Genomic DNA, 26,151 nt, shown 5'->3' with positions numbered 1-26,151 from the left:
GTCCGCTTTCGCCGGACGGGGGCGGTCGCCGGGCGGGGTAGCCTGGATGGTCACCCTGTCAGCCCACGAAAGTCGCCGTGATGTCTGCTGTCGAATCGGTCTTCCCACAGCTCGAAGCTCTGCTCCCGCATGTGCAGAAGCCGATCCAATACGTCGGCGGTGAACTCAACTCCACCGTCAAGGACTGGGACGCGTGCGACGTCCGCTGGGCGCTGATGTATCCCGACGCGTACGAGGTCGGGCTGCCCAACCAGGGCGTCATGATCCTTTACGAGGTCCTCAACGAACGCGAGGGCGTGCTCGCCGAGCGCACCTACAGCGTGTGGCCGGACCTCGAAGAGCTGATGCGTGAGCACAACGTCCCGCAGTTCACGGTGGACGCGCACCGCCCCGTCTCCGCCTTCGACGTCTTCGGGCTCTCCTTCTCCACCGAGCTGGGCTACACCAACATGCTCACGGCGCTCGACCTGGCCGGGATCCCGCTCAACGCGGCGGACCGCACCGTCGACCACCCGATCGTGCTCGCGGGCGGCCACGCGGCGTTCAACCCCGAGCCGATCGCCGAGTTCATCGACTGCGCCGTCATCGGCGACGGCGAGCAGGCCGTGCTGACGATCACCGAGATCGTCCGGGCCTGGAAGGCCGAGGGCCGGACCGGTGGCCGCGAGGAACTGCTGCTGCGGCTCGCGAAGACCGGCGGGGTGTACGTCCCCGGCTTCTACGACGTCGAGTATCTGCCGGACGGCCGTATCGCCCGTACGGTCCCCAACCGCTCCGGCGTCCCGTGGCGGGTCTCCAAGCACACCGTCATGGACCTGGACGAGTGGCCGTACCCGAAGCAGCCGCTGGTGCCGCTCGCCGAGACCGTGCACGAGCGGATGTCCGTCGAGATCTTCCGGGGCTGCACCCGCGGCTGCCGCTTCTGCCAGGCCGGCATGATCACCCGGCCCGTCCGGGAGCGCAGCATCACCGGCATCGGCGAGATGGTCGAGAAGGGGCTGAAGGCCACCGGCTTCGAGGAGGTCGGCCTGCTGTCGCTGTCGTCCGCCGACCACAGCGAGATCGCCGACGTGGCCAAGGGCCTCGCCGACCGGTACGAGGAGGAGAAGATCGGCCTCTCCCTCCCCTCCACCCGCGTCGACGCCTTCAACGTCGACCTCGCCAACGAACTCACCCGCAACGGCCGCCGCTCCGGCCTCACCTTCGCCCCCGAGGGCGGCTCCGAGCGCCTGCGCAAGGTCATCAACAAGATGGTCTCGGAGGAGGACCTGATCCGTACGGTCTCCACCGCGTACGGCAACGGCTGGCGTCAGGTGAAGCTCTACTTCATGTGCGGGCTGCCGACGGAGACCGACGAGGACGTCCTTCAGATCGGCGACATGGCGGTCAAGGTCATCGCCGAGGGCCGCAAGGTCTCCGGCCAGAACGACATCCGCTGCACCGTCTCCATCGGCGGTTTCGTACCCAAGCCGCACACCCCCTTCCAGTGGGCGCCGCAGCTCAGCGTCGAGGAGACCGACGCCCGGCTGCTGAAGCTCCGCGACAAGATCCGCGCCGACAAGAAGTACGGCCGCTCGATCGGCTTCCGCTACCACGACGGCAAGCCCGGCATCGTGGAGGGCCTGCTCTCGCGCGGCGACCGCCGGGTGGGCGCGGTGATCCGCGCGGTCTACGAGGACGGCGGCCGGTTCGACGGCTGGCGCGAGCACTTCAGCTACGACCGCTGGATGACGGCCGCCGCGAAGACGCTCCCGGAGGTCGGCCTGGACGTCGACTGGTACACCACTCGCGAGCGCACCTACGAGGAGGTCCTGCCCTGGGACCACCTGGACTCCGGTCTCGACAAGGACTGGCTCTGGGAGGACTGGCAGGACGCGCTGGACGAGACGGAGGTCGAGGACTGCCGCTGGACACCGTGCTTCGACTGCGGCGTGTGCCCGCAGTTTGACACATGGCCGCAACTGAGCGAGAGCGGTAGGAAGATGCTGCCGTTGACGGTCAAGAAGGACTCCTGAGCTGTGGAAACAGGGGGCGGAGCGGATAGGGCGGCAGGGCGGATCGCGAGTGCGCTCTCAGGGAGTACCGAGGACGAAGCTTTGGGGATTCTGGCTTCACTCGGTGTGATTCGAGCCGCCCCCAGGTCTCGGAGAGCGGAAGGGCAGACCCCGCTACGAGCTGCCCGAAGTGCCCCGACCAAGGCCAGGTTCACTAGTGACCTAAGTCAGAGATTCGGTGGCAGTAGGTGGCGACTTTGTCGAGGATCTCGTCGGCTGTCTTCGTCCAGAGGAATGGTCTGGGGTGCTCGTTCCAGTCGGCGAGCCAGGTCCGGATGTCGTGTTCGAGGGCTTGGAGGGAATGGTGGACGCCGCGCTTGAGCTTCTTCTGGGTGAGCTCGGCGAACCAGCGTTCCACCAGGTTCAGCCAGGATGCGCTGGCCGGCGTGAAGTGCACGTGGAAGCGCGGGTGCGTGAGCAGCCACTTCTTGATGTCGGGTGTCTTGTGGGTCGCGTAGTTGTCGAGGATCAGGTGGACCTGGAGATCGGCCGGGACCTCTTTGTCGAGCTTAGCCAGGAACTTCTTGAACTCGGCGGCCCGGTGGCGGCGGTGGAGGGAGCCGATCACCTTCCCGGTCGCCACTTCGAGGGCTGCGAAGAGGGTGGTGGTGCCGGCCCGGACGTAGTCGTGGCTGCGGCGTTCGGGAACACCGGGCATCATCGGCAGGACGGGCTGGGACCGGTCCAGGGCCTGAATCTGCGACTTCTCGTCCACGCAGAGGACCAGGGCCTTCTCCGGCGGATCGAGAACAGGCCGACGACGTCGCGGACCTTGTCGATGAACAGCGGGTCGGTGGACAGCTTGAACGTCTGCGACCGGTGCGGGGCCAGGGCGAACGCCCGCCAGATCCTTGAGACTGTCGACTGCGACATTCCCGTGGCCGCGGCCATCGACCTCGTCGACCAGTGGGTCGCGTTCTTCGGCGTCTCTTCCAGCGTCTTGACGATCACCCGCTCAACATCGGCATCGGTGAACTTCCGGGGGACGCCGGGCCGCGGGTCGTCGCACAAACCGTCCAAGCCCCGCTCAATGAAACGCCGCCGCCAGGTGCGGACCGTGTCCGGCACAACCCGCAGCCGCCGGGACACCTCCATGATCGAGTGGCCTTCGGCGCACTCCAGCACGATCCGCGACCGCAGAGCCAGAGCCTGCGCCGTCGTGCGGCGACGCACCCAGCCCTCCAGCACCGCCCGCTGGGCATCAGTGACCGACAACGGCGGAATCCTCGGACCCGGACGACTTATACCCAACCAACGACGAATCTCTGACTCAGGCCACTAGTTCATAACCTCTCTTTTGTCGCGAAAGCGACATGAGCGCCCAAACTTCGCGCGTTATCCGTGCACTCGCCGTGTCACGTTCAGGACGTGTCGCCTTGGCAATCGTGCTGGAGGACCGCCCTTGGTGGCATGAAAACGGTCGCTGCGGTATTGGGTTGGTTCAGGTGAAGAGAGCGGCGAGGGCTGCGGTCACGGTGGCGGCGAGGGTGATGACTGCGGCGAAGGCGGTGGCGGCGCGGGTGAGCGCGGCGGGGTAGGTGGCTCCGTCCATGCGGGCGAGCTTGCCCGTGCAGGCGGCGGTCAGCAGCGCGACGACAATCACGACAGCGGTGGACTGGAGGACGACAGCGACAGTCACGGCAAGCTCCCTGAATTCGGTGGGGTGTTGACGTGACCGAAGGTCCTGGAAACGGTGTGCGCCGTGGTCCGCCGGAGCGAAGATGAACACCGGCGGACACATCATGGCCGGGGGCGAGCACGTGCACGACGAACAGAACGACCGGAACCGAGCACTCACCGATCTGCGCAGGAGGCTGGCGGGCGGGATGACACGGGCCCGGCTGAACCAGTCGGAACTCGCCGGCCTGGCAGGGCTGGGCCGCACCACGGTGTCGGAGGCTCTCTCGGCCAAGAAGCCCGTGCCGTCTGCGCAGACGGTGGAGGAACTGGCCCGTGTGCTGAAGTTGCCGGTTCAGGAGCTGCTGGAGTTGCAGCGGACCGCCACCGAGGCGGCGGGCACGGTTCCAACGGGCGGATCGGGGCGTCCGATCGGGCAGTGGGAGCCGCATGATCTGGAGGTTCATCCCGCCGGACCCGGCAGCGTAGCTTCAGGCGCTGATGCTCCTGCGGTGCGGGCGCTGCCCGGGTATGTGCCCCGCGAACATGACCGGGTGCTGGCTGATGCGGTAAAGGATGCGGCGGCCGGCCGCAGCCGGATCGTGGTCCTGGTGGGCACCTCGTCGACGGGCAAGACACGGGCCTGCTGGGAAGCTGTGCAGCCGCTCGCCGACCGGGGGTGGCTGCTGTGGCATCCCTTCGACCCGACCCGCGCACAGGCGGCGCTGGAGGACCTGCACCGCGTCGGGCCGCGCACGGTGGTGTGGCTGAACGAGGCCCAGCACTACCTCGATGACAAGACGCTGGGTGAGCGAGTCGCGGCAGCCGTCCACCACCTGCTGGTCAGCCCGGAGCGCGGGCCCGTCCTCGTGCTGGCGACACTCTGGCCCGACTACGCCCGCCAGTACACGGTCCTGCCCGCGCCAGGAGCGCAGGATCCGCACAGCCGGGTCCGGGAACTGCTCTCCGGCCGGACCGTGGCCGTCCCAGACGCGTTCGACTCCCAGGCCCTGGCTGCGGCCGAAGTCCTTGCCGAGGGCGGTGACCGGCTGCTGAGCGATGCGCTCACCCGCACCCGCGCCGACGGTCGGGTGACGCAGGACCTGGCCGGCGCGCCCGAACTCCTCAACCGATACCAGCACGCCGGCCCGGCGGCCAGGGCGCTGCTGGAAGCGGCGATGGACGCACGCCGCCTCGGCGTCGGACCTCACCTCTCCCACGCCTTCCTCACCGACGCCGCCCCCGACTACCTTAATCAGATCGACTACGACCAACTCACCGACGACTGGGCCGAAGCTGCCTTCGCCGAACTCGCCAAACCCGTCCACGGCAAACAAGCCCCCCTACGCCGCACCACCCCCCGACCGCCACGACGCCCGCCCACCCCCGGCACCGCCCCCAGACCTGCGGTTCCGCTATCCGCAGGGCCGCAGTTCCGGCTCGCCGACTACCTCGAACAACACGGCCGCGACACCCGACGCCACCTCTGCCCACCCGCCTCCTTCTGGCACGCCGCCCACACCCGCCTTACCGACCCCGACGAACTGAACGAGCTCACCAGCGCAGCGGAATTCCGGCACCGCCTGCAATGGGCCCACCACCTCCGCCACCGCGCCGCCGACCACGGAAGCCCCCTTGCTCTGTGCCTTTTGGCCATGGCGTGGGAGGAGGCCGGGGACCGGGAGAGCGCCGAGATATTGGTCCGCCAGGCCGCCCACCACGGCGACACCTACGCCCTGCGCCGCTTGGCCAAGATGCGGGAGGAGGCCGGGGACCGTGAGGGCGCTGAGGCACTGGTCCGGCAGGTCGCCGACCAGGATGACACTTACGTCCTGCGCCGCTTGGCCGAGATGCGCGTGAGGGCCGGGGACCGTGAGGGCGCCGAGGCCCTTTTCCGGCAGGCCGCCGACCATGGCGACACCGAAGCTCTGCGCCGCTTGGCCATGGTCCGGGAGGAGGCCGGGGACGCTGAGGGCGCTGAGGCCCTTTTCTGGCAGGTCGCCGATCATGGCGACACCAACGCCTTGCATCACTTGGCCGCGATGCGTGTGAGGGCCGGGGACCACGAGGGCGCCGAGACACTGGCCCGGCAAGCCGCCGACCAGGGCCACACCGCCGTTCTGTACCACTTGGCTGCGGAGCGGGAGGAGGCCGGGGACCGTGAGGGCGCCGAGGCCCTTTATCGGCAGGCGGCCGACCACGGCGACACCGAGGCTCTGCTCCTTTTGGCCGAGGTGCGGGAAAAGGCCGGGGACCGGGAGGGCGCCGAGATATTGGTCCGCCAGGCGGCCGACTACGGCGACACCTACGCCCTGCGCCGCGCGGCCGAGATGCGGGAGGAGGCCGGGGACGGGGAGGGCGCCGAGACACTGGCCCGGCAAGCCGCCGACCAGGGCCACACCGCCGTTCTGTACCACTTGGCTGCGGAGCGGGAGGAGGCCGGGGACCGTGAGGGCGCCGAGGCCCTTTATCGGCAGGCGGCCGACCACGGCGACACCGAAGCTCTGCGCTGCTTGGCCGAGATGCGGGAGGAGGCCGGGGACCGGGAGGGCGCCGAGATATTGGCCCGGCAGGCCGCCGACCACGGCAATACCTACGCCCTGTATCACTTGGCCGAGATGCGGGAGGAGGCCGGGGACCGGGAGGGCGCCAAGACGCTGGCCCGCCAGGCCGCCGACCACGGCCGTGAGAGCGTCCCGTGGCCTGTGATCAGAATACGGGGGTTGTTCAACGGCCTGTGGCCGAACGGACTGGACCCGAATGGTACGCCGACACCTCCGTGGCAGCAGTTGTCGTCTGCCCCGCTCGGCTCACATGTACCGCCAGCAGCGTCGTAGGAACGTCATAGTCTCCGGGATGGTGCGGAGCGGTACTCGGCGCCCCCCAGGCAGGCTCTCCCTCTCGCCGTACGGGTGCACGCCGCGGCTCTCCAGGAACTCGAACCAGGAACGTAGGGCTCGCGCGTACCCCGGCCAGGTGTGCGCGGACCGGACGCCGCTGGTTGACAGTTGCCCGAGCCATTGGTTCGCGGCGACCGTCGGTCGGGGGCCGGCATCGTCTTCGGACCGGAGGTCGTCGTCGATGAGGAAGGGCATTCCCTCGTCGATGAGCGGTTCAACAACGACTCCAACTCGGCATCCCACTGCCCTACTTCGACATCACTCTCCATTTCCATGACCGGTTCAACGCACCCCGATCGGGTGAGTCACGAACCACCACTCACCCGACGGGACGTCAGCCAACTAGACTCCAAGAGAGCCATTTGACCAGGACAAATGGAGAACCACGGCCGGAGTACTAGCCGAACGAGGCCGCTCGGGCCAGTGCCGTACGCACCTCCGCGATCATCTGCGCATCCCCTGCGCGACCAGCCGCGGTCAAGATCGTGTAGACGTCTGCGAACTCGCTAAGACCGTGTTGGTCTCCCAAGTCAAGTAGTAACTGCCCTATTTGGAAGCGAACTTCGAGCAGAAACCGATCATCAGGTGCACTACACAGGCGCAGTTGTTCCGCGAGCGTTTGCATGCCCTTCAGTGCATTTTGCTGAAGTCCAAGGTGCGCCTGACATCGCGCGTGGCTGAAGCGGCACTTCGCTGCCTCGGCGGCATACTCCGAGCCGCGTTCTTCCAACTCTCGCACGAGGCTGGCGAACATCGGCATGGATTGTGCAATCAAGCCCTCGTCGAAGAGCGCCTGGGCTTGCACGACCCGCACCTGTAGCGGAAGAGGTTCGGCCACAGCATGGCTCGGGCTGTGCACGTTCGGGGCTTGGATGGGAAGGTTCGAGGGAGGAGTGTCAGAATCCTCGGATTTCAACGGATGTGAGCCAATTCGTTCCCGAAACTCGCGAGCTGTCGCTGGCCGATCAATAGCCCGCTTCGCCAATCCAGCCATGATTACAGACTCCAGCGCCGGGTTGACCCCGGGGCGCAGCACGCTGATCGAAATGGGTGCATGGTACTGGTGGTGGTACATGACCCTGGTGGCGTTGCCAGTGAATGGCGGAACGCCTGTTAGAAGTTCGTACAGCAAGCAAGAAAGAGAGTAGAGATCGCTACGCGGATTGACATCGCGTCCTTCGCATTGCTCAGGAGACATATACGCGACCGTGCCTAGCACCCTGTCGTGCTGGGTCAATCGCGCGTGGTCCGTCCTGAATATCCTGGCTACGCCAAAATCAAGAATCACCACTCGCTGATAGTCCGTCAACATGATGTTCGCTGGCTTGAGGTCCCGGTGGACAACCGGAATTGCATGAGTGTACTCGAGGACATGGCAGATCTGAACGGCGATGGACACCACCTCGTCCTCGGACAGTCTGCCTCTGCCGCCGACGATTTCCGTCAGATCCTGCCCGAGAATAAGCTCCATCACGAGGTAAGGGTTGTCTGCCCCGAGGCCCAGGTGGGCGTCAAGGAATTCTGGGATGCCAGGGTGCTGCAGTCGTGCGAGCAACTCCGCCTCTCGTTCGAAGCGCTGAATCGCCTCCTCTGGAGCGTGCGAATCTAGTAGCTCCTGGTGAATCAACTTGACGGCAACAGAGCGACGCGCTTCGGAGTCGTATGCCAGCCACACTTCTCCCATGGCGCCGCCGCCGATTCGCTGACGCATCTCGTAGCGCTCATTGAGGACGCGGGCGTCACTTCGCACCAGGACCGTCACTCGCTATTTCTTCATCGGCCGACAGCTCACTTGCAAGGCTGGCTAGTGTGCCTTCGCCCGGCACGTACCAGTTTCTCGTACCGGCTACTGCCGCTGGATGCTCGGCCCAGTGAGCCTCCTCCCAGATCCGGAACACCAGACCGGTCGGCGAATAGCGCTGCCCGTCTACAGCCCAGACCAGAGGCTTTCGGTCGTCGTTGACCCAGGAGGCCAGATACCGCTCTGGGGCCTCGCTGAGCCACTCGTGAAGTGCTTCACGTTCCGGGGCGCTGTTCGGTCGGTAGACCAACTGCGTCCCATCTTCGAGGCGGCCGTATTGAACCAGCAGGGGAACGGCGTTCGAGCGTCGTCGTCGGCGAGCTGGCTGTCCTGGGCGTGGAAGCTGCGCGGCCCCACCATTTTTCAGGGACTCCAGCACACTCGACGCCAGGTGACGGCAGCGCTCCTCATCGCGGAGGATGCGTGCGAGTAGCGCGAACTGGCCATACTCGGCGCCCAGTTTTTCAATCAGCCCCAACAGAAGCTCATCGGTCCGCCTGAGCGCTGCCTGCTGTCTGGCATCCCACTCGTCGCCTGGTTCATCGATGCCATCGTTGCCGATCAGTTGGAAGGCGATGTGGGTGATGAGTAAATCAGCTCGATCGGCGACCATCTGGGCGCGGCCTTCAAGGCCGGCTGAAAGAGTCGCTAGCGCATCGCGGACTCCGCGCATGAGCCCGACTGACCGCCAGATCTGCAGTGCGGTCGGGGGGCTGACAAAGAGCTGGGTGTAGATTCCGCGGGGGCCATGGCTCCACAAAACGCTACTGTCCCGCCAGAGGCGGGCGACCACGGCAGCGTCGGGGTAGGCGCAGGCCAGAGCAAATGCCGCCTCGACAACGGTGCATCCAGCGGCGGGTGCAGGCTCGAGCTCACCGCGTTTGAGGACGTATATCTTGCCGAGGGACACAGCGAAATCCTGACGGATGAGCAGCTGCTGAGGGTCGAGCGCGGCGAAATCTCGTGGCTCGACATGATTCTGAGTATTGGTGGCTTGCGTGATCCGCTGAGCCAGGTCGGCCGGGGCACCGTCCAAACAGATGACTCGGAGCGAGACGCGCGCTTCCATGACCGCTTCGGGATCCCGTCCATAAGCGTGATGAATGGAAGCGACTGACTGAGCACCGTTGACCACTCGGGCATTGACCAGTTCTAGCCGTGCGGGCTGGCCGATCGCGCGTCTGGCAAAGTAGTGGGCTCGTACGGAGTCGCACAACACCGTGACGCCGTTGTTGAAGTACCAGAACTCATGAGGGTTATTAAGCAGACTCTCGATGACGGCGAGGTTGGCATTGGTCAAGCCCAAAGGATAGCGAATGTTCTGGTCGAAGAGCTGCCGACCGTGCTCCTCGTACCAATTAGCGAGTTCGTCTGCGCCCACCGTGCCGAGATAGGTCTGGTATGGGGTGGAGTTCATGTGCCAGCCGTCGGACAGCGTGGCGGTCACAGACACTGACTCGGGAACCACGCCCCGCCGTGCCGCGGAATGAAAGTCGGCGGCACCGAGGAATCGAAAGTCCAGCAACTCTTGTTCGTGGTTGAAGTCTGATGCCTCCTCGTCCAAGAGGTCTCGACTTCCAGCAGCAAGTCCAGTGTCGCCCATGGCGGCGAGAACCAAATGAATTCGGCAAGATGGCGCCTTGAGAGCCGTGTTGAGTTGTTCGATCAGCGGGTCAAACTTTGCATTAAAGCGGTCGTATCGAAGATTAATAAGTCGCCGCAGACCGTGAAGTAGCTGCAATATGGAAGCGCTGTCAAAGCTGGCTCTTCCTTTGTTACTCCAACGTGCCTGAGTCAACCAGATTTCGGCTGTGTCCGATGAGACCATGATGGCGTCGATACCGTTATCATCGACCCCATCAGTGACGGAATTTGCCGCCTCCACTGTCGTGCATCCCGCGACCAGTTGCACTGCCTTCGCGGCCAGCGCGCGACTGAGGAAAACCGTCTCCTGTTGTTCCCGAGAGCGGCTGGATACGTCGGTCAGATCCAGGAGGTTGGCGAACTCGTGGGTCAGTGCCTGACGTACCTGCTGTACCTGCACCGGTAGGTCCTGAGGTGTGTCGTTTCGATCTTCCACGGTGGCCTCCCTCCAGGGTGGTCTTGCGACACGCGGTCCGGGTTGGTACCGCCGTAAAACTGGGCTAGTTCGCGTATTCCACAATGAGTGGGCTAGCCACCAGGCAGCCCATCTCGGTGTCGGTCTCAGGTAGTAGTGCGCTAACTCGGGCGTAGCCGATCATCAAGGCGTGCGTGCTGACTTCGCTGCTGTCGGCGTCCACGGCCGCGAGGAGATCGCGGATGCCACTGCGCCGCAGGGATGTTGGGGGCACGGATGGCCTCTCGGGGGCTCCGCTACCCACTTCAAGTGGGTCGTGAGCATGAGTCAGCGCATTGACGACATGGCCAGCGTTAGTGACGAAGAGTCTGCCAGCGCTGTGGCCGTTGCCCTCGAGGCCGGTCAATTCTGGCCCGTCGATCTGGATAGGGGGTTGACCGAGCAGATGCCGGGCAGATCCATGCAGCAGCAGTCGACGGCCGGCACCGGGCTCATGAGGCGACTCTGACTCGGAGGTCGGATCCACGAACAGCACGAGATCTTGGTGCCGGCCCCGGAGTGTGAACCAGTTGAGCGGTGCCTCGAACTGGACCCAGCGACCTGGTGTGAGATCCGGTTCCGTGTACCAGGCTGTGTGAAGACTCATCTCCTTCTCCACCCGTTCCAGATGGCGCCGTAGATCCCGCGCGTTGTCCGGCGCGGGCGTCTCGACGTTGATCCCGGCTACGGATACTCCAGCGTGCAGCTTGACGGTTGGGAGGGCGCGGCGAGGCTCCGGAAGGAACTCATTCAGCTTTCCCTCGGACAAGTAGACAACCTCACGCACTGGCCCCCCAGTTGCTCTGTTTACGGTGCTGCTTCTTTGTGTGCCATGCTGCCATGATCCTGTCGTTGGCGAGCTGTCTACGCAAAGGTCAGGTCCTCTGGTGGTGACGCTTCTTGCGCTCGCGCAGGCGGGCAATAGTCAAGAGTTGTGGATGGGACCTTCCGGCGCGGTGATCTCGGCGGCCGCGAGCCGAGCGTTTTCGCTCACCTTCGTGGCGGTAGTGGTGGACAACGGCGCGGCGGTAGCCCCCAGTGTGACAACATCAACGCATGGGCATCTTCGACTCCATCGGGCGTGGCCTCGGTAGCCTCCGCCCGCTGTCCGACGCGGAACTCGAAGATGAGCGCGAGGCGCTGCGACAGCGTTACGTGTCTAGCGGGGATGTCAGCGAGGCGTCGAAACTCTACGACGAGCTGCACCACTACGACGAAGAGATGACGCGCCGTGCAAACGAGGCCTATGCCCGCGAGAACCCGAACCCACCAGAGCCTAGGCATCGCGAGCACGGGTGGTACCTGCCGAACAAGGACTAGGCCGTTTCGTTCGGATCATCCGATCGTTAGTCTGGGTGTGTCGTTGACTGACGCGCAGTGGGCGCGGATCGAGCCGTTGCTTCCGGACCGGTCGCGAAAGCGGGGTGGGCGGTGGCGCGACCATCGGCAGGTGATCGACGCGATCGCTTTCAAGTTCCAGACCGGATCGCAGTGGGTGCACCTGCCGGAGCGGTACGGCAACGGGTGGGGCGTCTACAACCGGCTGCGGATGTGGGCCGTGGACGGCACCTGGGAGCGGGTGTTCACCGCGCTCATGGCCCAGGCCGATGTTGATGAGGACCTGAACTGGGTCGTCTCGGTGGACTCGACTATCGTGCGCGCTCACCAGCACGCTGCCGGTGCCCGCAAAAAGGGGCCCCGGCCGGCGAGCCGCACGACCACGCCATCGGCCGGTCCCGCGGAGGACTGACCACAAAGATCCATCTCGCTTCCGACGCCCACTGCAGGCCCCTGGCCTTCGTTCTTACCGCCGGACAGGCTGGCGACGCCCCGGCTTTCACCGATGTGATGGCCCAACTTCGCGTCCCTCGCCCACGCGGGCGGCCCCGCACCCGGCCAGATGTCGTCCTGGCCGACAAGGCGTACTCCTCACGCGCCATCCGCGAGCGCGGTATCCGAGCACTGATCCCTATTCCGGCAGACCAGCAGGGCCATCGGCTGGGGCGCGGCAGCGAAGGCGGTAGACCCCCAGCCTTCGACCGCGAGGCATACAAACAACGCAACACCGTCGAGCGATGCATCAACCGCCTGAAGCAATGGCGCGGCATTGCCACCCGCTACGAGAAGACCGCCACGATCTACCTGGCCGGACTCCACATCGCAGGCATCTTCCTGTGGTCAGCCCGATGATCCAAACGAAACGGCCTAGTTGGGTGGTCCGCCCCGTCCAATCCGGTGGTCGCGTTCGGCGCTGGGTGAGGTGCTCCTCGCGACGATCTACGGCAGCGTCCCCGCCGACCGTGCTCTCTCGTGAGGCGGCGTGGACCGTGGGCTATGGGGTGTCGTCGGCCTGTTGCGTCCGGGCATGCTCGAGTGCGGCCCATGGGAATTCCGTGCCGTACGCCCGGATTTGGTTGAGCAGCTTCGTTAGGCCGGCGGGGGCGTGGCGCCAGTGGTCGGTCAGGCTCACGTGCGTACTAATGTCGTCCATGAGCTGGGAGATGACCCAGGAGGCTTCCGTGGGCCGGTCCCCTCCGCCGGGGCCCCACCACAGATGATCCCCGGGGGTGCATGGCCCGGGGTGGATCCGGCCGTCCGTGGTCTGTATCCACACGGTGTCTTCCAGAATCACGGACTTGAGCTGGGCGCCTTGGTCTGGTAGCCGCAGTGGGGCCAGGAAGGCCCAGGTGCCGTCGCGGGAGGATCCCTTGCGGACGGCGGGAATGCCGGTGGTGTGGTCGGTGTAGAAGGTCACGTCCTGGGCGTCGTCGGCGAGGACGGCGTGCACGGCGGTGGGGGTGCACGGCGTGAGTTGCTGCCCCCACCGGCGGGCGGCGGGGCCTCGGGTGCGTACTTCAGTGTGCGGGCCGTACGGCAGGAGGTCGGTTGCGTAGCACATGCCGATCTCCATCGGTTCGTAAGCTTCGAAGAGCTGGCTGGAGGCGATGCTGCGCCAGCCTGCGGCAAGCACGTCACGGTCACCGGTGCGGGGCAGGGGATAGCCGTCGGTGCGGTGGCGGGCGGCGATGAGGAGCGGGGCGCCGCGAGGATCTCCACCGTGCTCGGCGAAGATGCGTATCTCGCTGGCGAGGTTGTCGATGTGCTGATTGCGCATGGAGTTGGCCAGGTCAAGGAGTGCCGTTTTGGCAGCGTCGTATGGCCATCGGACGGTGGCTGCCTGCCGCAGGGTGCTCTCCTTCTCGTCGGGCAGGACTTCGGCGGGGGTGACGGGTGCGCCCGGAGACCATTGGCTGATCACGTCGGAGCGTCGCAGCGCGCGGGGCCACCAGGGCAGCGGCTGGCCGACGAGCCGGGTGAGAAGACCCCACTGGGTTTCGTACTCCAGGGACGGCTGTGCGGTGTCGGCAGCAATCAGGGCCGGTCCTGAGAATCCGATGTCGCCGAACAGGACGCATACGGTGATGACGCCCTGAGCGCCGGGGTCCTCGGCCAGTTCTTCGGCCATGGCGCAGGCTGCGCCACGACGAGTGGTGTGAACGATGCGCACGACACCGAGCTCTGTTTCCCAGTCCATGGCCGGGCCCTGTGACGTGGGCTGGAATCCGAGCCACTTGCCGGGGGCGACGGACCGAGTGTCCAGGGACGGATCAAGCAGCACGGCTCCTCGCTCACGAAACCGGCTGGAGCGGGCCGCCCAGGAATAGATCGAGCCGCCGTCCCACGTCACGGGGGGCTCCTTGCCGAGTGCCTGGTCGAACAGGTTGTGATGTTCCCGGGACCCTTCAGGGAAGTCTCCGTCTTCCTCCAGCAGACGATCCAGCTCGCCTTTTTCCAGGTGGAGAAGCTTCTCCACCTCGTATCTGCGCAGGTAAGTCATGTTCGGCCAGGCCACGTTGCCCTCTCCTTGGTGCAGTTGCTCCTCGATGCAACGCGTGCGCCGACCGTGTCCTCCACCGGACCTCGATGGGCCGCATCCATGAAATGCCGCGACCGCCAGCTGCCACCAGCGATATTGCGTCAACCTTCCTCGTGACGGGTCCTGTTGAGCATGATGGCTCCTACGATGCTGCCTCGGTCCAGTGGCGCCAGACGGGACAGCAGGTGTCAGCCCCATACGGTTTCCCATCGTTCTCGGGCCACAGGATGCGTTCGCTGCTCAGAGGAAGGCATCGATGCCGAGCGGAATCTGGCACCTGGAGCCCCGGCGGATCCGACCCTGGTACGAGCGTGCCGTGACGGCGTCAATCGCGCACCCAGAGATCCGGGCGTATCTGGACCTGGACCGTCCGCAGGTCACGGACGAGCACTTGCAACAGGCCTTCGACCAGCCCCGGATCATCTCCGAAGTGCTGCGCGCCGATCCCTCCTACCTAGATCTTCGCCGGCGGGCCGCCCGCGTCGACTCCTTGCGTCAACGTTTCATCGAGTCCCGGGAGCGATGCCGCGCCACGCCCTTCCTGTCCCTCGTGTTCCTGGTGGCGCTCGTCTACTGGCTGGCTGACGCAGCGGTCGGAATGCCCTGGTGGGCTGGTGTCACGGTCCATATCTGGCCCATCGGCTACTGCGGCGTCAAGGAGTTCAGGGACGCGGACAACCGGAGCAACTTCGTCGAACAGATGCAGACCGCCGTGTACGGCGTGCTGTGTGCCTTCTGCGCGGCCGACTCCGAGGTGAGACTGGGCTGGTGGGCGCTCGTCAAGCTGAAGAAGACAATGGATCCGATCATGCGGCGTGAGATGACGGCGCTGCTCGGGCCTGATCACGAGTCACTGCTGGTGGCCCGCAGCCATGACGGTCTCATCGACGCCGGCAACTCCCGGTATTGGATATCGACACAGGTCGAGGCCACACTGCAGCGCAAGCTCGACCAGATGAGCGGCGGCGCGATCGCGATCTGCGGCCCTCGGGGCGTCGGCAAGAGCACCCTGCTGAAGAAGGCATGCCAGGGTCGGCTCGGCCCGTTCCGCCAACTGCATTTCCACACCATCGTCCAGACGCCGGCCAACTACCGTCCCGAGGAGTTCCTGCTCTCGCTGTTCCAGTCGGTGTGCCGGGACTACCTCGCGCTGTACGGCCGCCGTCCGCGTACCCCGTTTCTGTTCCGCTCGCGGGCCCGTGCAGCACAGAGCCCCCGGCGCCTTTACTTCTCGGCCCTCCGGTGGACCCAGCTCCTGGCCGGGCTCGGCCTGGTCGTCCTGGCGATCCAGAGGGAAGTCCGCGATCTCGTCGATGCCGTCTACCAGTCCGCTCACCCCGCCGCCGCGGGGTGGGCGGTGGGTCTGCAGGAGTGGACGCTGACCGCATGGCAGGAGCATTCCGTGGTCTCCCGACTGGTGCTGCTCGCGGTAGGGACGCTGTTGCTGTGCTGGGCCGATCCGAGGAGTTGGCTCACCCGACGGCCGATGCGACGCCTGGTGCACGACTGCCACAACTACCTGAACCTGCTGCAGCACATCCAGTCCGTCGGCACCTCGACCTCGCTCGGCGCGTCGGCCCGCGCCCTCACCCTGGGATTCGGCCGTACCAGCGGCAGCAGCTCCCGCACCTTCACCTACCCGGAGCTGGTGTGGGAGTTCCGAAGCCTGCTGTCCCGCATCAGCGCCATCGAGCGCCAGGACAACTGGAAGGTCTTCATCGGCATCGACGAGCTCGACCGGCTCGGCTCGAGCGAGCAGGCACGCGCGTTCCTCGCTGAGATCAAGGCCATCTTCGACGTACCGCGCGTGTACTTCGTCCTGTCGGTGTCGGAGGACATCGGGTCGGCCTTCATCCGCCGCGGACTGCCCACCCGCGACATCACCGACAGCTCGCTGGAAGACGTCCTGGTCATCGAGGCTCGCACCCTGGAGGAGTCCAGATCGCTGCTGCAGATACGGGTCCCGGGATTCACCGACCCCTTCGTTGCACTCGTCCATGCGCTGTCCGGCGGGCTCCCGCGCGACCTCATCCGCTACACCCGCAAGGTGACAGAGACCCACCGGCGCACCCGGCAGCCCGGATTGGCGGCGCTCGCCCGTGAAGTGCTGTGGGAGGAGGCCGCACAGGCCCTGGCCGGATTTCGCGCGCTACTGGCTCGCCACGACGACTCCGCCGCCACCGCGCAGACCGTGCACGACCTGCACACCCTGATCACCCTGATCCGCGAGGCCGACTCCAGCCGGGCCAACCCCGAACTCGAGCAGCGCATCCTGCACCTGGCACACACAGTGCACCCTCCCCACCCCGAAGGCGCCGAGCCCGTCGGCGAACCTGCCCAGCGGTGGGAGGAGTTCTCCTGCTACCTCTACTTCATCGGCACCCTGCTCGAAGTGTTCGCGCGACGTAACTTCGCCGCCCGCAAAGAGGCCTACACCGGCACCGACAAAGCACCCGCCGACCTCCAGCGACTGGCCGAAGCACGCCTGGAGATGACCGTATCCCCGCACAGCGCCCGCAAGATCCTGGAACAGTTCCGCGTGCACTGGGCACTGCGCCCCGCCGCACTGCCGCAGATCCTGCCGCAGCCCGGACCGGACGCAGAGCCCAGACGATCCGCTGTACGCGGCCGTTCCTGACACCGCCACCCGGCGCCTCATCACCGAAGGCCACCACGGGCGCGTCCGATGGGTCCCGCGGCGGATCTGCCGACGGATCCGTTGGCGAGAGCGAGGTGGGGTGGACACGCCCAGCGTGTGAGCAAGCACCCAGCCGCGACACTGAGACAGACCATGGCTCCGAGGAGCAGGCCGACGATCCGCTGCAGGCGGCACTGCCCGGTGAACACCCGCGCGCGCTTTGCGGCCGTTCGGGCACGCCGAAGTCCCGGCCCTGCCCATCGACCCCAAGCACGATGCACGGAAACGTGCTGCGGCCGCTGGAGGATCCCCGCCAATCCATGGCCAGTAGCGGTCACGCGGCCAGGTCAGTCGCCACAGCGAAAGATCCGCCGCAGCAAAGAGGTCGGCTCCTCACGCGGGCTGGGTACCGCGGGCGTACGGGCCAGCGGTACTGCGGCTAGGGAACGGGGACTCTGGGACGTGGTGGGGGTGGGCAGCGCGATGCCGCGTTCGATGGCGATCCGGGCCGCGATCTCTCCCGTGTCCTCACGGGCCAGGTCCGGTCGACGGACTCCGTGTTCGGCAGCGAGTGTCGCTGCAGCGACTCCGCGGCGTTTGTCCGCGCCGGGCGTCCGCTGCACGGCGTCGGCGCGGATGACATGACACTCCATCGGCTCGCATCCGACCGGAGGGGAAACCAACCCGTGTACTTCGCCCACGATGCTCGGCTATATGCAGCGCGACGACGGGGCGCTGACGTCGACGGACTGCGTGCCATCGTCCGCGCCTGCCCCGACACCCTCACCTGTGACCGGGACAAGGCCCTTACGCTCACTGGCTTCCACTACGCCTCACGCAGTCAGGACCCGGCCGGGGGTGCGGTACCCCGGACAGTTCGGAAACAACGATTACAGCGGTGACGCTTCTCTCGCTAGAGAAAGCGAGACGACACGGCTGTCCTTCATAGATGTTCTGACAACGGGTTGCGTGACAAGGCCACGAAGGCTGCGGAGTGTTCGGGTCCCTGAGTGTCTAGAGGCGTCCGCTGCCTACCGTCGTTGGCAAGTAGATCAGCTCCCATAACGCTTTGACCAGGGAAGATTCTCGTGGATTGTGGAGTTGGTGTTTGGCCTCAGCTCGATCTCGACATCCAGATCGGCCCGACGGGCAAGAAGCTGCTGCCGCTGACGGTCGTGAAGTAGGCAGGCACGCGAAGCAGTCGGGGGAGACGGCGAAACGCCTCCGGCCGGTCGGCCGGAGGCGTTTCATCGGGGGATCAGCCGACGTTCAGCGCTTCCAGCAGGGCCGGTGCGACCCGGTCGGCGGCGTTCTGGTGGCCCCTGGCGTTGGGGTGGACGAGGGCCACCTCGCTCGGGAACTGGGCGAAGACGCCCTCCACCCACTTGCCGGCGTCACAGACGCTGTGGTTCCGGGAGGAGTCGTACAGGTCGATGAAGGACGCGTCGTGGTTGCCCGTCGACTTCTCGATGATCGCGTTGAGGGGCTCCAGCACGTCCTCGCGGAGCCAGTCCAGGTCGCCCTGGGTGATCGAGGCGAACTGCTCCCAGTCGTTGTACCGGCACTTGGACGTGTCGTCGGGGATGACCGTCGGGTAGCCGACGGACAGGATCTTGGCGTGTGGGGCCCGTTCGTGGAGCACGGTGAGCATCTTGTCGTAGTCGGCGCTCACCTTGTTCAGCCGCTCGGGGACGCCGGCGGCCTGCGCGTCCCGGCACGGCGTGCCGACGCCGCCGCTCTCCGAGCCCAGCTGGAGGCAGGTGAAGAGGATCTCGGCGAACCCGAGCGTGTTGCCGCCCGCGCCGACGGTGATCACGTCCGTGCCGGGGCCGACGGCCTCGGACTGGGGCGGCACCGGCGGGAACGGGTAGTCCGGGTCCTCCGAGAAGGGCGGCAGATGGCGCCCGATCGGCTGCTGGGCCCTGAAGGTGATGTCCTCGATCGTGGCGGCGCCGCAACTGACGTTGGTCAGATCGATGAGCGAGCCGAGGTCGCGGTCGATGACCTGCGGGTAGGACCGGTCGGTGCGATCGCAGCCGTCCCGGGGCACCTCGAAGACATCGCCCGCCGCCGGGATGACCCCGGCGGTGTACGAGTCGCCCAGGGCCACCCACTCGTACGACGCCGCCGCGTTCGCCGGGGCCGCCCCGGCGAGTTGTGTCGGCACGAGGGCCCCCGCGATCAGGGCGGCGGTCGAGCCCAGCAGTGTCAGGCGCCTACGGAAAGGGGTCACGAATCCTCCAGATGTACGGCGTTGATGCCGCAATGACCGTACGAAGCCCGTCACTCATGGCACTAGATCCAATGCGGACAGTCATCGATGATCGCAGGGAGCCACTTTCGGGCGGTTTGCTTCGGGGCGTCGGCGGTTCGCGTCCGACAACTGACAGATGTCGTGCGGTATTTGTCCGGCGCGAGTCGAGTCCTTGATCAACTGGCCGAGTCCCGGCTCGGCGCCCCACTCCCGGCCGCTGTCCGGTTCCCGATCATCCGACGCGGCCCGTTCCGGTCTCGAATCGGGCACGAATGCCGGGCCGCACGGCGATCCGGGAGCCGGACAGGCGTCGGGCGCGTCCTGTGAGGCATGGATCTGGACAAGACGCCGGCCCCGGGGCCGGCCCCCCGGCCCTACGAGCCGGGTGAGGGCTGTCTCACCACGGCCATCCGGATTCCGGTCCGGATCGTCGTACTCGTCCTCGTCGTGCCCGTGCGGCTGGTGTGGGATCTGCTCGCGGCCGGGGCGCGGGGGCTGCACCGCTCCGTGCTCCGGCCGGTGGGACGGGGGATCGCCCTGGCCTGCTCCTGGCTGTACGAGTCGGTGCTCGCACCGGTCGGGTGGTTACTGGGCAGGGCGCTCTTCGTCTGGCCGTGGGTGGCGCTGTGGCGGTACGTGCTGGTGCCGGTGGCGCGGTACGGGTTCGTGGTGCCGGTGGTGTGGCTGTACGAGAGCGTCCTCGCCCCCGTCGGGCGCGGCATCGGCTCCGTCTGCTCCTGGCTGTACGAGACGTTACTCACGCCGACCGGACATGTCCTGGGTGCCGTGCTGGTGTTCCTGGGCAGGGCGCTCTTCGTCTGGCCCTGGGTGGCGCTCTGGCGGTACGCGCTGGTGCCGGTGGTGCGCTACGGGCTCGTGGTGCCGGTGGTGTGGCTGTACCGGAACGTCCTCACCCCGGTCGGCCACGGCATCGCCTGGCTCGTCACCGGGATCGCCAAGGCCGTCGCCCTGACCGCCGTCGGCCTCTGGACGGGGACCGTATGGCTGGTCGTCACCCTGCTCGTCACCCCGCTCAGCTGGCTCCACCGCACCGTCCTCGCCCCCGTCGGCCGTGAGATCGCCGACGCGATCGGCGTCGCCTGGCGGATCGCCGGACAGATCTCCCGCGCGGTCGGCCGGGCGCTGAAATGGCTGGCCTGGATCCTGATCGGGCAGCCCGTGAGCTGGTTCTACCGCGCCGTCTGCACGCCCGTCGGGCATGCGGTGCGCGACTACGTGTGGGCCCCGGCCAGGAAGGCGGCCGTCGAGACCGGCCGGGCGGTCAGGAGCGCGCTGCGCTCCGCCGGCGAAACGGTCCGCCAGGCCCGCCGCGACGCCTGGCGCGCCCTGGTCGGCCCGCCCCGCACAGCCGAGCCTGTGAAGGCGTCACTCGACGGGGCGCGTACGCTGGGAGGTACGACAACCGTCCCCGGCGTGGTACCCGCACCCGAGATCTCCCTGCGCAAGCAGGTGTGAGCCGGGTTTTCCGGGGCCGACCGCCCGGTCGGCCGCGCGTTTCGAGGGTGCGCGCCACCGCGCGCACCCCGCACCGAGGAGAAGAACCACTGGGCAAGCGACAGCCCGAAGGCCCACCGCCCGCGCCGGCGGTGCAGCGCATCCGACTGCGCTACACCAAGCGTGGCCGCCTCCGGTTCACCAGCCACCGCGATTTCCAGCGCGCCTTTGAGCGGGCCCTGCGCCGCGCCGACGTCCCCATGGCGTACTCGGCGGGCTTCACCCCCCACCCCAAGGTCAGCTACGCCAATGCCGCACCCACCGGCACGGGCAGCGAGGCCGAGTATCTGGAGATCGCGCTCGCGGCGCCGCGCGACCCCGCCACCCTGCGCGAACTGCTCGACGATTCGCTGCCCACCGGGCTCGACATCATCGACGCCGTCGAGGCCCGTACATCGGGACTCGCCGACCGGCTGACCGCCTCCGAGTGGGAGCTGCGGCTCGACGGGGTGGACCACGAAGAGGCCGAGCGCGCCGTGACCGCCTTCCTGGCCGCCGAGGTCGTGGAGGTCGAACGGCGCGCGAAGAACGGCATGCGGACCTTCGACGCACGGGCCGCCGTTGTCGACCTGCGGGCACTTCGTCCACAGGCCGATAGGCCGGGGGCCGAGCGCTGTGCGATACTGCGGCTGGTTGTTCGGCACGTGACACCCGCCGTTCGACCCGACGACGTCCTTTCCGGTCTCCGAGCTGTGGCCGACCTGGCGCCGCCGGTCCCCGCAGCGGTGACCAGGCTGGCGCAGGGGCTCTTCGACGAGGAGTCCGGAACGGTGACCGACCCGCTCGCGCCCGACCGCGAGGCAGTCACGGCAGGCCCATCCACGGCCGCCGGACCCGCCGCCGCGAAGACGCCGGAAGGTGCGGTTTCCGCGTAGGACGGTTGTCGTAGCGCAGCTCTTTGACTCGGGAGCCACCTGGGTCGGGCGGCGCGCTGACCACGAAGACTTTCGCCAGGCCGTACGTACGACGCGTACGTACGGAACCGGCGACCCAGACATAACAGCTCCTGTGCGGCGCCCGCGCCCCGGACGGCGGCATTCGCGCCTCAGCGCGGCCGTGGCCGGACCGGATGAAGGCGTGGCGCCCGGGAGCGTGACGGGAGAACCGCCCGCATGTCCCAGAACGAGCCCGGTACGAACCGGGAGACCGAAGAAGAACTGAACAGCCCCAGCGACACGCTGCCGCCGCGCCGCAGGCGCCGCGCCGCGTCGCGTCCGGCGGGGCCGCCGTCCGCGGCGGCCGAGGCCGCCGACGGGGCGAAGACCACGGCGAGCGCGCCGGAGGAGACCTCCGAGCCCGCCGCCGCCACCGGCGAGGCCCCGCCCGCGCGGCCCCGCCGTCGGGCCACCCGTAAGGCCACCGCGCCCGTGGAGATCGTGGCCGACCCCGCTCCCGAGGCCGCCGCACCGGAGGCTCTCGCCGAGCCCGTGGCCCAGGCCGACGAGCCCGCGCCGCCCCGGGCGCGGCGCAGGGCGACGCGTAAGGTCGCCGCTCCCGTCGAGACGGTCGCCGAGCCGGTGGTCGCACCGGTGGTCGAGCCCGCCGCTCCCGAGGCCGTCGCGGAGCCGGTTGCCGAGTCCGCGGCCGTCGCCGACGAGCCCGCGCCGCCGCGGGCCCGCCGTCGGGCGACGCGTAAGGTCGCCGCTCCCGCCGAGAGCGTGCCGGAGCCGGTCGAGCCGGCCGCCGAGACCGCTTCCGCCTCTGTCGCCGAGCCCGTGGCCCAGGCCGACGAGGCCGCGCCGCCGCGTGCGCGGCGCCGGGCCACCCGCAAGGTGACCGCGCCGGCCACCGCACCCCAGCCCGTCCAGGCGGACGACGACACCGACGAGGTCACGCAGGGCGAGACGCTGCCGGCGAACACCGTCACGCAGATCACCGCCGACGAGGAGCGGGTCGAGGCCGCCGAGAAGGCCGCCACCCGCGGCCGGACCCGTCGCAGGGGCGCCGGCTCGCCGGAGTTCACCCCCGAGGCCGAGCCCAAGGCCGAGGAGCGCAAGGCGTCCGAGCCCAGGGCCAGGAAGGCCGAGCAGCGCAACGGCTCGGGGCCGTCCGCCACGAAGGACAAGGAGACCGAGGCGCCCGAGCGGTCGCGTCGGCGCGCCGCCCGGCCCGCCGTGGCCGTCTTCCAGGCGCCCGTCTTCGCCGAGCCGATGTTCCAGACGCCCGAGACGGCCGCCGCGATGGCCGCCGCCGGTGACGTCGAGGACGACGAGGACGATCTCGACATCGAGGACGAGACGACGGCCGAGCCCGTCGCCGCGCCCGCCCCCGAGCCTTCGGGCCGCCGTCGGCGCCGTCGGCGCGGCGAGTCCGCCGACACCGCCGAGCCCGCGCCCGTGCAGACCCCGGCCGCGCGGGACGCCGACGACGAGCCCGACACCGAGCAGGCCGCCGAGAGCGACGAGTCGGACGCCGACTCCGAGGACTCGGACGAGTTCGACCGTCCGTCGCGCCGCCGCCGCAGGGGCGGCCGGCGCCGTCGCCGCGGTGAGTCCGCCGAGAGCGACGAGCAGTCGGACGAGCACACCGACGACGCCTCCGAGGACCGGGGCCAGGACCGCGGCAAGAAGCACGCCGCCGACACCGAGGACGAGGACGGGTCCGACACGGACGCCGCCGACTCCGACGAACAGGACGACGACGACTCCGCCGGCCAGTCGGGCGGCGGGAGCAGCAGCAGCCGTCGGCGTCGCCGCAGGCGCCGTCGCAGCGGTGACGGTGGCTCCGACACCGAGAACAACGGCGTGGACGACCCGGAGCGCACGGTCGTCAAGGTCCGCGAGCCGCGCGAGCGCCGGGCGAAGGACACCGAGCCCGGCACCGGCGTGGACGAGGTCCAGTCCATCAAGGGCTCGACCCGCCTTGAGGCGAAGAAGCAGCGCCGGCGCGAAGGCCGTGAGCAGGGCCGCCGCCGGGTGCCGATCATCACCGAGGCGGAGTTCCTGGCGCGCCGCGAGGCCGTCGAGCGCGTGATGGTCGTCCGGCAGAGCGGCGAGCGCACCCAGATCGGCGTCCTCGAGGACAACGTGCTCGTCGAGCACTACGTCAACAAGGAGCAGGCCACCAGCTACGTCGGCAACGTCTACCTGGGCAAGGTGCAGAACGTACTGCCGTCCATGGAGGCCGCGTTCGTCGACATCGGCAAGGGGCGCAACGCCGTCCTGTACGCCGGTGAGGTCAACTTCGAGGCGCTGGGCATGGCGGGCGGCCCGCGCCGTATCGAGACCGCGCTCAAGTCCGGCCAGTCGGTCCTCGTCCAGGTGACGAAGGACCCGATCGGTCACAAGGGCGCACGTCTCACCAGCCAGGTCTCGCTCCCCGGCCGTTACCTCGTGTACGTCCCCGAGGGCTCGATGACCGGCATCAGCCGCAAGCTCCCCGACACCGAGCGGGCCCGGCTGAAGACCATCCTGAAGAAGATCGTCCCCGAGGACGCGGGCGTCATCGTCCGGACGGCCGCCGAGGGCGCGAGCGAGGACGAGCTGCGCCGCGACGTCGAGCGCCTCCAGTCGCAGTGGGAGGACATCAAGAAGAAGACGAAGAGCGGCAACGCTCCGACGCTTCTCTACGGTGAGCCGGACATGACCGTCCGGGTCGTGCGCGACATCTTCAACGAGGACTTCACGAAGGTCATCGTCAGCGGTGACGAGGCGTGGCAGACCATCCACGGTTACGTGGAGCACGTGGCCCCCGACCTGTCCGACCGGCTGAACCGCTGGACGAGCGAGGTCGACGTCTTCGCGTCGTACCGGATCGACGAGCAGCTGATGAAGGCGCTGGACCGCAAGGTCTGGCTGCCGAGCGGCGGCTCGCTGGTCATCGACAAGACCGAGGCCATGATCGTGGTCGACGTCAACACCGGGAAGTTCACCGGGCAGGGCGGCAATCTCGAAGAGACCGTCACCAGGAACAACCTGGAGGCGGCCGAGGAGATCGTGCGTCAGCTGCGGCTGCGGGACCTCGGCGGCATCGTCGTCATCGACTTCATCGACATGGTCCTCGAATCGAACCGGGATCTGGTGCTGCGGCGGCTGCTGGAGTGCCTGGGCCGGGACCGGACGAAGCATCAGGTGGCCGAGGTCACCTCGCTGGGCCTGGTCCAGATGACCCGTAAGCGGGTGGGCCAGGGGCTGCTGGAGTCGTTCTCCGAGACCTGCGTCCACTGCAACGGGCGCGGCGTGATCGTGCACATGGAGCAGCCGACCAGCTCCGGCGGCGGTGGCAACGCCGGCGGTGGCGGCAACGGCAAGCGCGCCAAGAAGCGCCGGGGCGGGTCCGGTGCGGACCACGAGCACGACCATGAGCACGAGACGGCGGCCGATGTCCTCGTCGACGCGGAGTCGGAGTCCGAGGCCGAGGTGGCGGCGGAGGTCGCCGCCCCGGTGGCGCTGCCCGCGCCGGAGTTCGTGCCCGACGAGGAGCTGTACAGCAGCGTCGCGGAGGCCGAGACGGCCGCCCGTGGCGGGCGCTCGCGCCGCCGGGCGTCGCGCAAGGCGTCGGCTCCGGCCGGTTCGCCGAGGTCGTCGGAGCCCGAGCCGAAGGTACGGGCCGAGGAGCCGGCCACGGTGCCGGTCCCGGTCGCCTCGTCCGCGCCGGTGACCGAGCCCGAGGCCGATGTGGAGGAGGTCGCTCCGCAGGGCCGTGGCCGCCGCCGGGCGACGCGTAAGGCGTCGGCTCCGGCCGGTTCGCCGAAGTCGGGCGAAGCGCGGGAGGCGGCCGAGGTGGTCGTCGAGCCGTCGGAGTCCGTGCCGTCGGAGTCCGTTCCCTCGGAGCCGGCGCGGACCGAGCCGGTCACCGACACGCCCGGCACCGACGCGTCCGTGAACGACGCGCCCGCGACCGGGACATCCCCGGCCGACACGCCGGTCGCGGAGACGTCCGACGCGGCGCCGCCCCGGGCGCGCCGCAGGGCCACCCGTAAGGCGTCGGCCCCGGCCGGTTCGCCGGCGGGCGCCGGGGAAGCGGCCGTCCTCGTGGTGGATTCGGCTGCCGAGTCCACCCGGTCGGCCGAATCCGAAGGACACGCCGGTGACTCCGGCGGGTCCGGCGACGACAGCAATGCGGAATCTTCAGCTCCGGCCAAGAAGGCGGCTCGAAAGACCGCCAAGAAGGCCACGGCCAAGAAGGCGGCCACGAAGAAGACGGCGGCCAAGAAGACCGCCGCCAAGAAGACCACCGCGAAGAAGGCCACCACGAAGTCCGCGGCCAAGAAGACATCGGCGGCCGAGCAGCAGACCGCTCCCGCCGTGTCGGTGGCCACTGATGGGTGAGTGACCGGGTTGAACGTTTGGTGATCGCCGGTTGATCGGCGGTTGAACGGCCCGTACCTGCCTCTGGGATTCCAGTGGTAGGTACGGGCCCTCTTTGTTTCGGAATTGATGCGATTGGCGGTTAACA

General features: G+C 68.0%; 14 protein-coding genes and 1 pseudogene. 8 read left to right on the top strand and 7 right to left on the bottom strand.

Annotated elements, in window-relative coordinates; all coding sequences use genetic code 11:
- The first annotated feature begins 80 nt into the window (after positions 1-80).
- Positions 81-2,015, top strand: coding sequence for a TIGR03960 family B12-binding radical SAM protein (locus ACFYNU_RS00385; RefSeq protein ID WP_356592883.1), 1,935 nt, complete (start codon positions 81-83; stop codon positions 2,013-2,015).
- 193 nt (positions 2,016-2,208) lie between these two features.
- On the opposite strand, the pseudogene ACFYNU_RS00380 reads toward ACFYNU_RS00385, so the two are convergent.
- A pseudogene (locus ACFYNU_RS00380) lies at positions 2,209-3,299 on the bottom strand (IS630 family transposase).
- A 196-nt stretch (positions 3,300-3,495) separates the two neighbouring features.
- Complete coding sequence (locus ACFYNU_RS00375; protein WP_147879091.1) at positions 3,496-3,693, bottom strand: hypothetical protein; 198 nt, start codon at positions 3,691-3,693, stop codon at positions 3,496-3,498.
- Positions 3,694-3,796: 103 nt separating this feature from the next.
- Between ACFYNU_RS00375 and ACFYNU_RS00370 the strand changes: the two genes are divergently transcribed.
- The gene (locus tag ACFYNU_RS00370) at positions 3,797-6,508 is read left to right on the top strand and encodes a helix-turn-helix domain-containing protein (RefSeq protein ID WP_356592880.1); all 2,712 of its coding nucleotides are present in this window, start codon (positions 3,797-3,799) and stop codon (positions 6,506-6,508) included.
- A gap of 460 nt (positions 6,509-6,968) precedes the next feature.
- Here ACFYNU_RS00370 and ACFYNU_RS00365 read toward each other — a convergent pair whose 3' ends face one another.
- The 3 genes from ACFYNU_RS00365 to ACFYNU_RS00355 form a co-directional block, all read right to left on the bottom strand.
- Positions 6,969-8,333, bottom strand: coding sequence for a serine/threonine-protein kinase (locus tag ACFYNU_RS00365; protein ID WP_356592879.1), 1,365 nt, complete (start codon positions 8,331-8,333; stop codon positions 6,969-6,971).
- The gene (locus ACFYNU_RS00360) at positions 8,311-10,452 is read right to left on the bottom strand and encodes an AIPR family protein (RefSeq protein WP_356592877.1); all 2,142 of its coding nucleotides are present in this window, start codon (positions 10,450-10,452) and stop codon (positions 8,311-8,313) included. Before ACFYNU_RS00360 ends, ACFYNU_RS00365 begins: the two co-directional genes overlap by 23 nt.
- A gap of 64 nt (positions 10,453-10,516) precedes the next feature.
- Positions 10,517-11,257 carry an SAVMC3_10250 family protein gene (locus ACFYNU_RS00355; protein WP_356592875.1) on the bottom strand — a complete coding sequence of 247 codons (741 nt, stop codon included), beginning with the start codon at positions 11,255-11,257 and terminating at the stop codon, positions 10,517-10,519.
- Between the two features lie 269 nt (positions 11,258-11,526).
- On the opposite strand from ACFYNU_RS00355, the gene ACFYNU_RS00350 reads away from it, so the two are divergent.
- Positions 11,527-11,790: a hypothetical protein gene (locus ACFYNU_RS00350; protein WP_356592873.1), complete on the top strand. Its 264-nt coding sequence runs from the start codon at positions 11,527-11,529 to the stop codon at positions 11,788-11,790.
- Positions 11,791-11,812: 22 nt separating this feature from the next.
- Positions 11,813-12,660, top strand: a protein-coding gene (locus tag ACFYNU_RS00345; RefSeq protein WP_388764869.1) for an IS5 family transposase whose coding sequence is annotated in 2 segments (ribosomal slippage) — positions 11,813-12,167 and positions 12,167-12,660 — 849 coding nt in all. Because the reading frame shifts where the segments join, the coding sequence is not laid out codon by codon here.
- Positions 12,661-12,802: 142 nt separating this feature from the next.
- Here the strand turns inward: ACFYNU_RS00345 and ACFYNU_RS00340 are convergent.
- Positions 12,803-14,323: a hypothetical protein gene (locus tag ACFYNU_RS00340; RefSeq protein WP_356592871.1), complete on the bottom strand. Its 1,521-nt coding sequence runs from the start codon at positions 14,321-14,323 to the stop codon at positions 12,803-12,805.
- A gap of 280 nt (positions 14,324-14,603) precedes the next feature.
- Here ACFYNU_RS00340 and ACFYNU_RS00335 point away from each other — a divergent pair, with 280 nt between their 5' ends.
- Positions 14,604-16,985 carry a P-loop NTPase fold protein gene (locus tag ACFYNU_RS00335; RefSeq protein WP_356592869.1) on the top strand — a complete coding sequence of 794 codons (2,382 nt, stop codon included), beginning with the start codon at positions 14,604-14,606 and terminating at the stop codon, positions 16,983-16,985.
- 1,258 nt (positions 16,986-18,243) lie between these two features.
- On the opposite strand, the gene ACFYNU_RS00330 is transcribed toward ACFYNU_RS00335, so the two are convergent.
- On the bottom strand, positions 18,244-19,218 hold the full coding sequence (locus ACFYNU_RS00330; protein WP_356592867.1) for an SGNH/GDSL hydrolase family protein: 975 nt from the start codon (positions 19,216-19,218) through the stop codon (positions 18,244-18,246).
- A gap of 351 nt (positions 19,219-19,569) precedes the next feature.
- Between ACFYNU_RS00330 and ACFYNU_RS00325 the strand changes: the two genes are divergently transcribed.
- From ACFYNU_RS00325 to ACFYNU_RS00315, 3 genes are all read left to right on the top strand, one after another.
- Complete coding sequence (locus ACFYNU_RS00325; protein WP_356592865.1) at positions 19,570-20,715, top strand: hypothetical protein; 1,146 nt, start codon at positions 19,570-19,572, stop codon at positions 20,713-20,715.
- A 131-nt stretch (positions 20,716-20,846) separates the two neighbouring features.
- The gene (locus tag ACFYNU_RS00320) at positions 20,847-21,629 is read left to right on the top strand and encodes a TIGR03936 family radical SAM-associated protein (RefSeq protein WP_356592933.1); all 783 of its coding nucleotides are present in this window, start codon (positions 20,847-20,849) and stop codon (positions 21,627-21,629) included.
- A 237-nt stretch (positions 21,630-21,866) separates the two neighbouring features.
- On the top strand, positions 21,867-26,024 hold the full coding sequence (locus ACFYNU_RS00315) for an Rne/Rng family ribonuclease (protein WP_356592863.1): 4,158 nt from the start codon (positions 21,867-21,869) through the stop codon (positions 26,022-26,024).
- Positions 26,025-26,151 lie beyond the last annotated feature (127 nt).

This window comes from Streptomyces sp. NPDC006643 (genome assembly GCF_042870175.1).
GTDB lineage: Bacteria > Actinomycetota > Actinomycetes > Streptomycetales > Streptomycetaceae > Streptomyces.
The sequence above is the reverse complement of the archived record's forward strand: the minus strand, read 5'-3'. Positions and strand labels throughout refer to the sequence as shown.

Coding starts and splice junctions, on each gene's coding strand:
- ACFYNU_RS00385 (WP_356592883.1), top strand. CDS start 81: ATGTCTGCTGTCGAATCGGTCTTCCCACAGCTCGAAGCTCTGCTCCCG.
- ACFYNU_RS00350 (WP_356592873.1), top strand. CDS start 11,527: ATGGGCATCTTCGACTCCATCGGGCGTGGCCTCGGTAGCCTCCGCCCG.
- ACFYNU_RS00315 (WP_356592863.1), top strand. CDS start 21,867: ATGTCCCAGAACGAGCCCGGTACGAACCGGGAGACCGAAGAAGAACTG.
- ACFYNU_RS00335 (WP_356592869.1), top strand. CDS start 14,604: ATGCCGAGCGGAATCTGGCACCTGGAGCCCCGGCGGATCCGACCCTGG.
- ACFYNU_RS00370 (WP_356592880.1), top strand. CDS start 3,797: ATGGCCGGGGGCGAGCACGTGCACGACGAACAGAACGACCGGAACCGA.
- ACFYNU_RS00325 (WP_356592865.1), top strand. CDS start 19,570: ATGGATCTGGACAAGACGCCGGCCCCGGGGCCGGCCCCCCGGCCCTAC.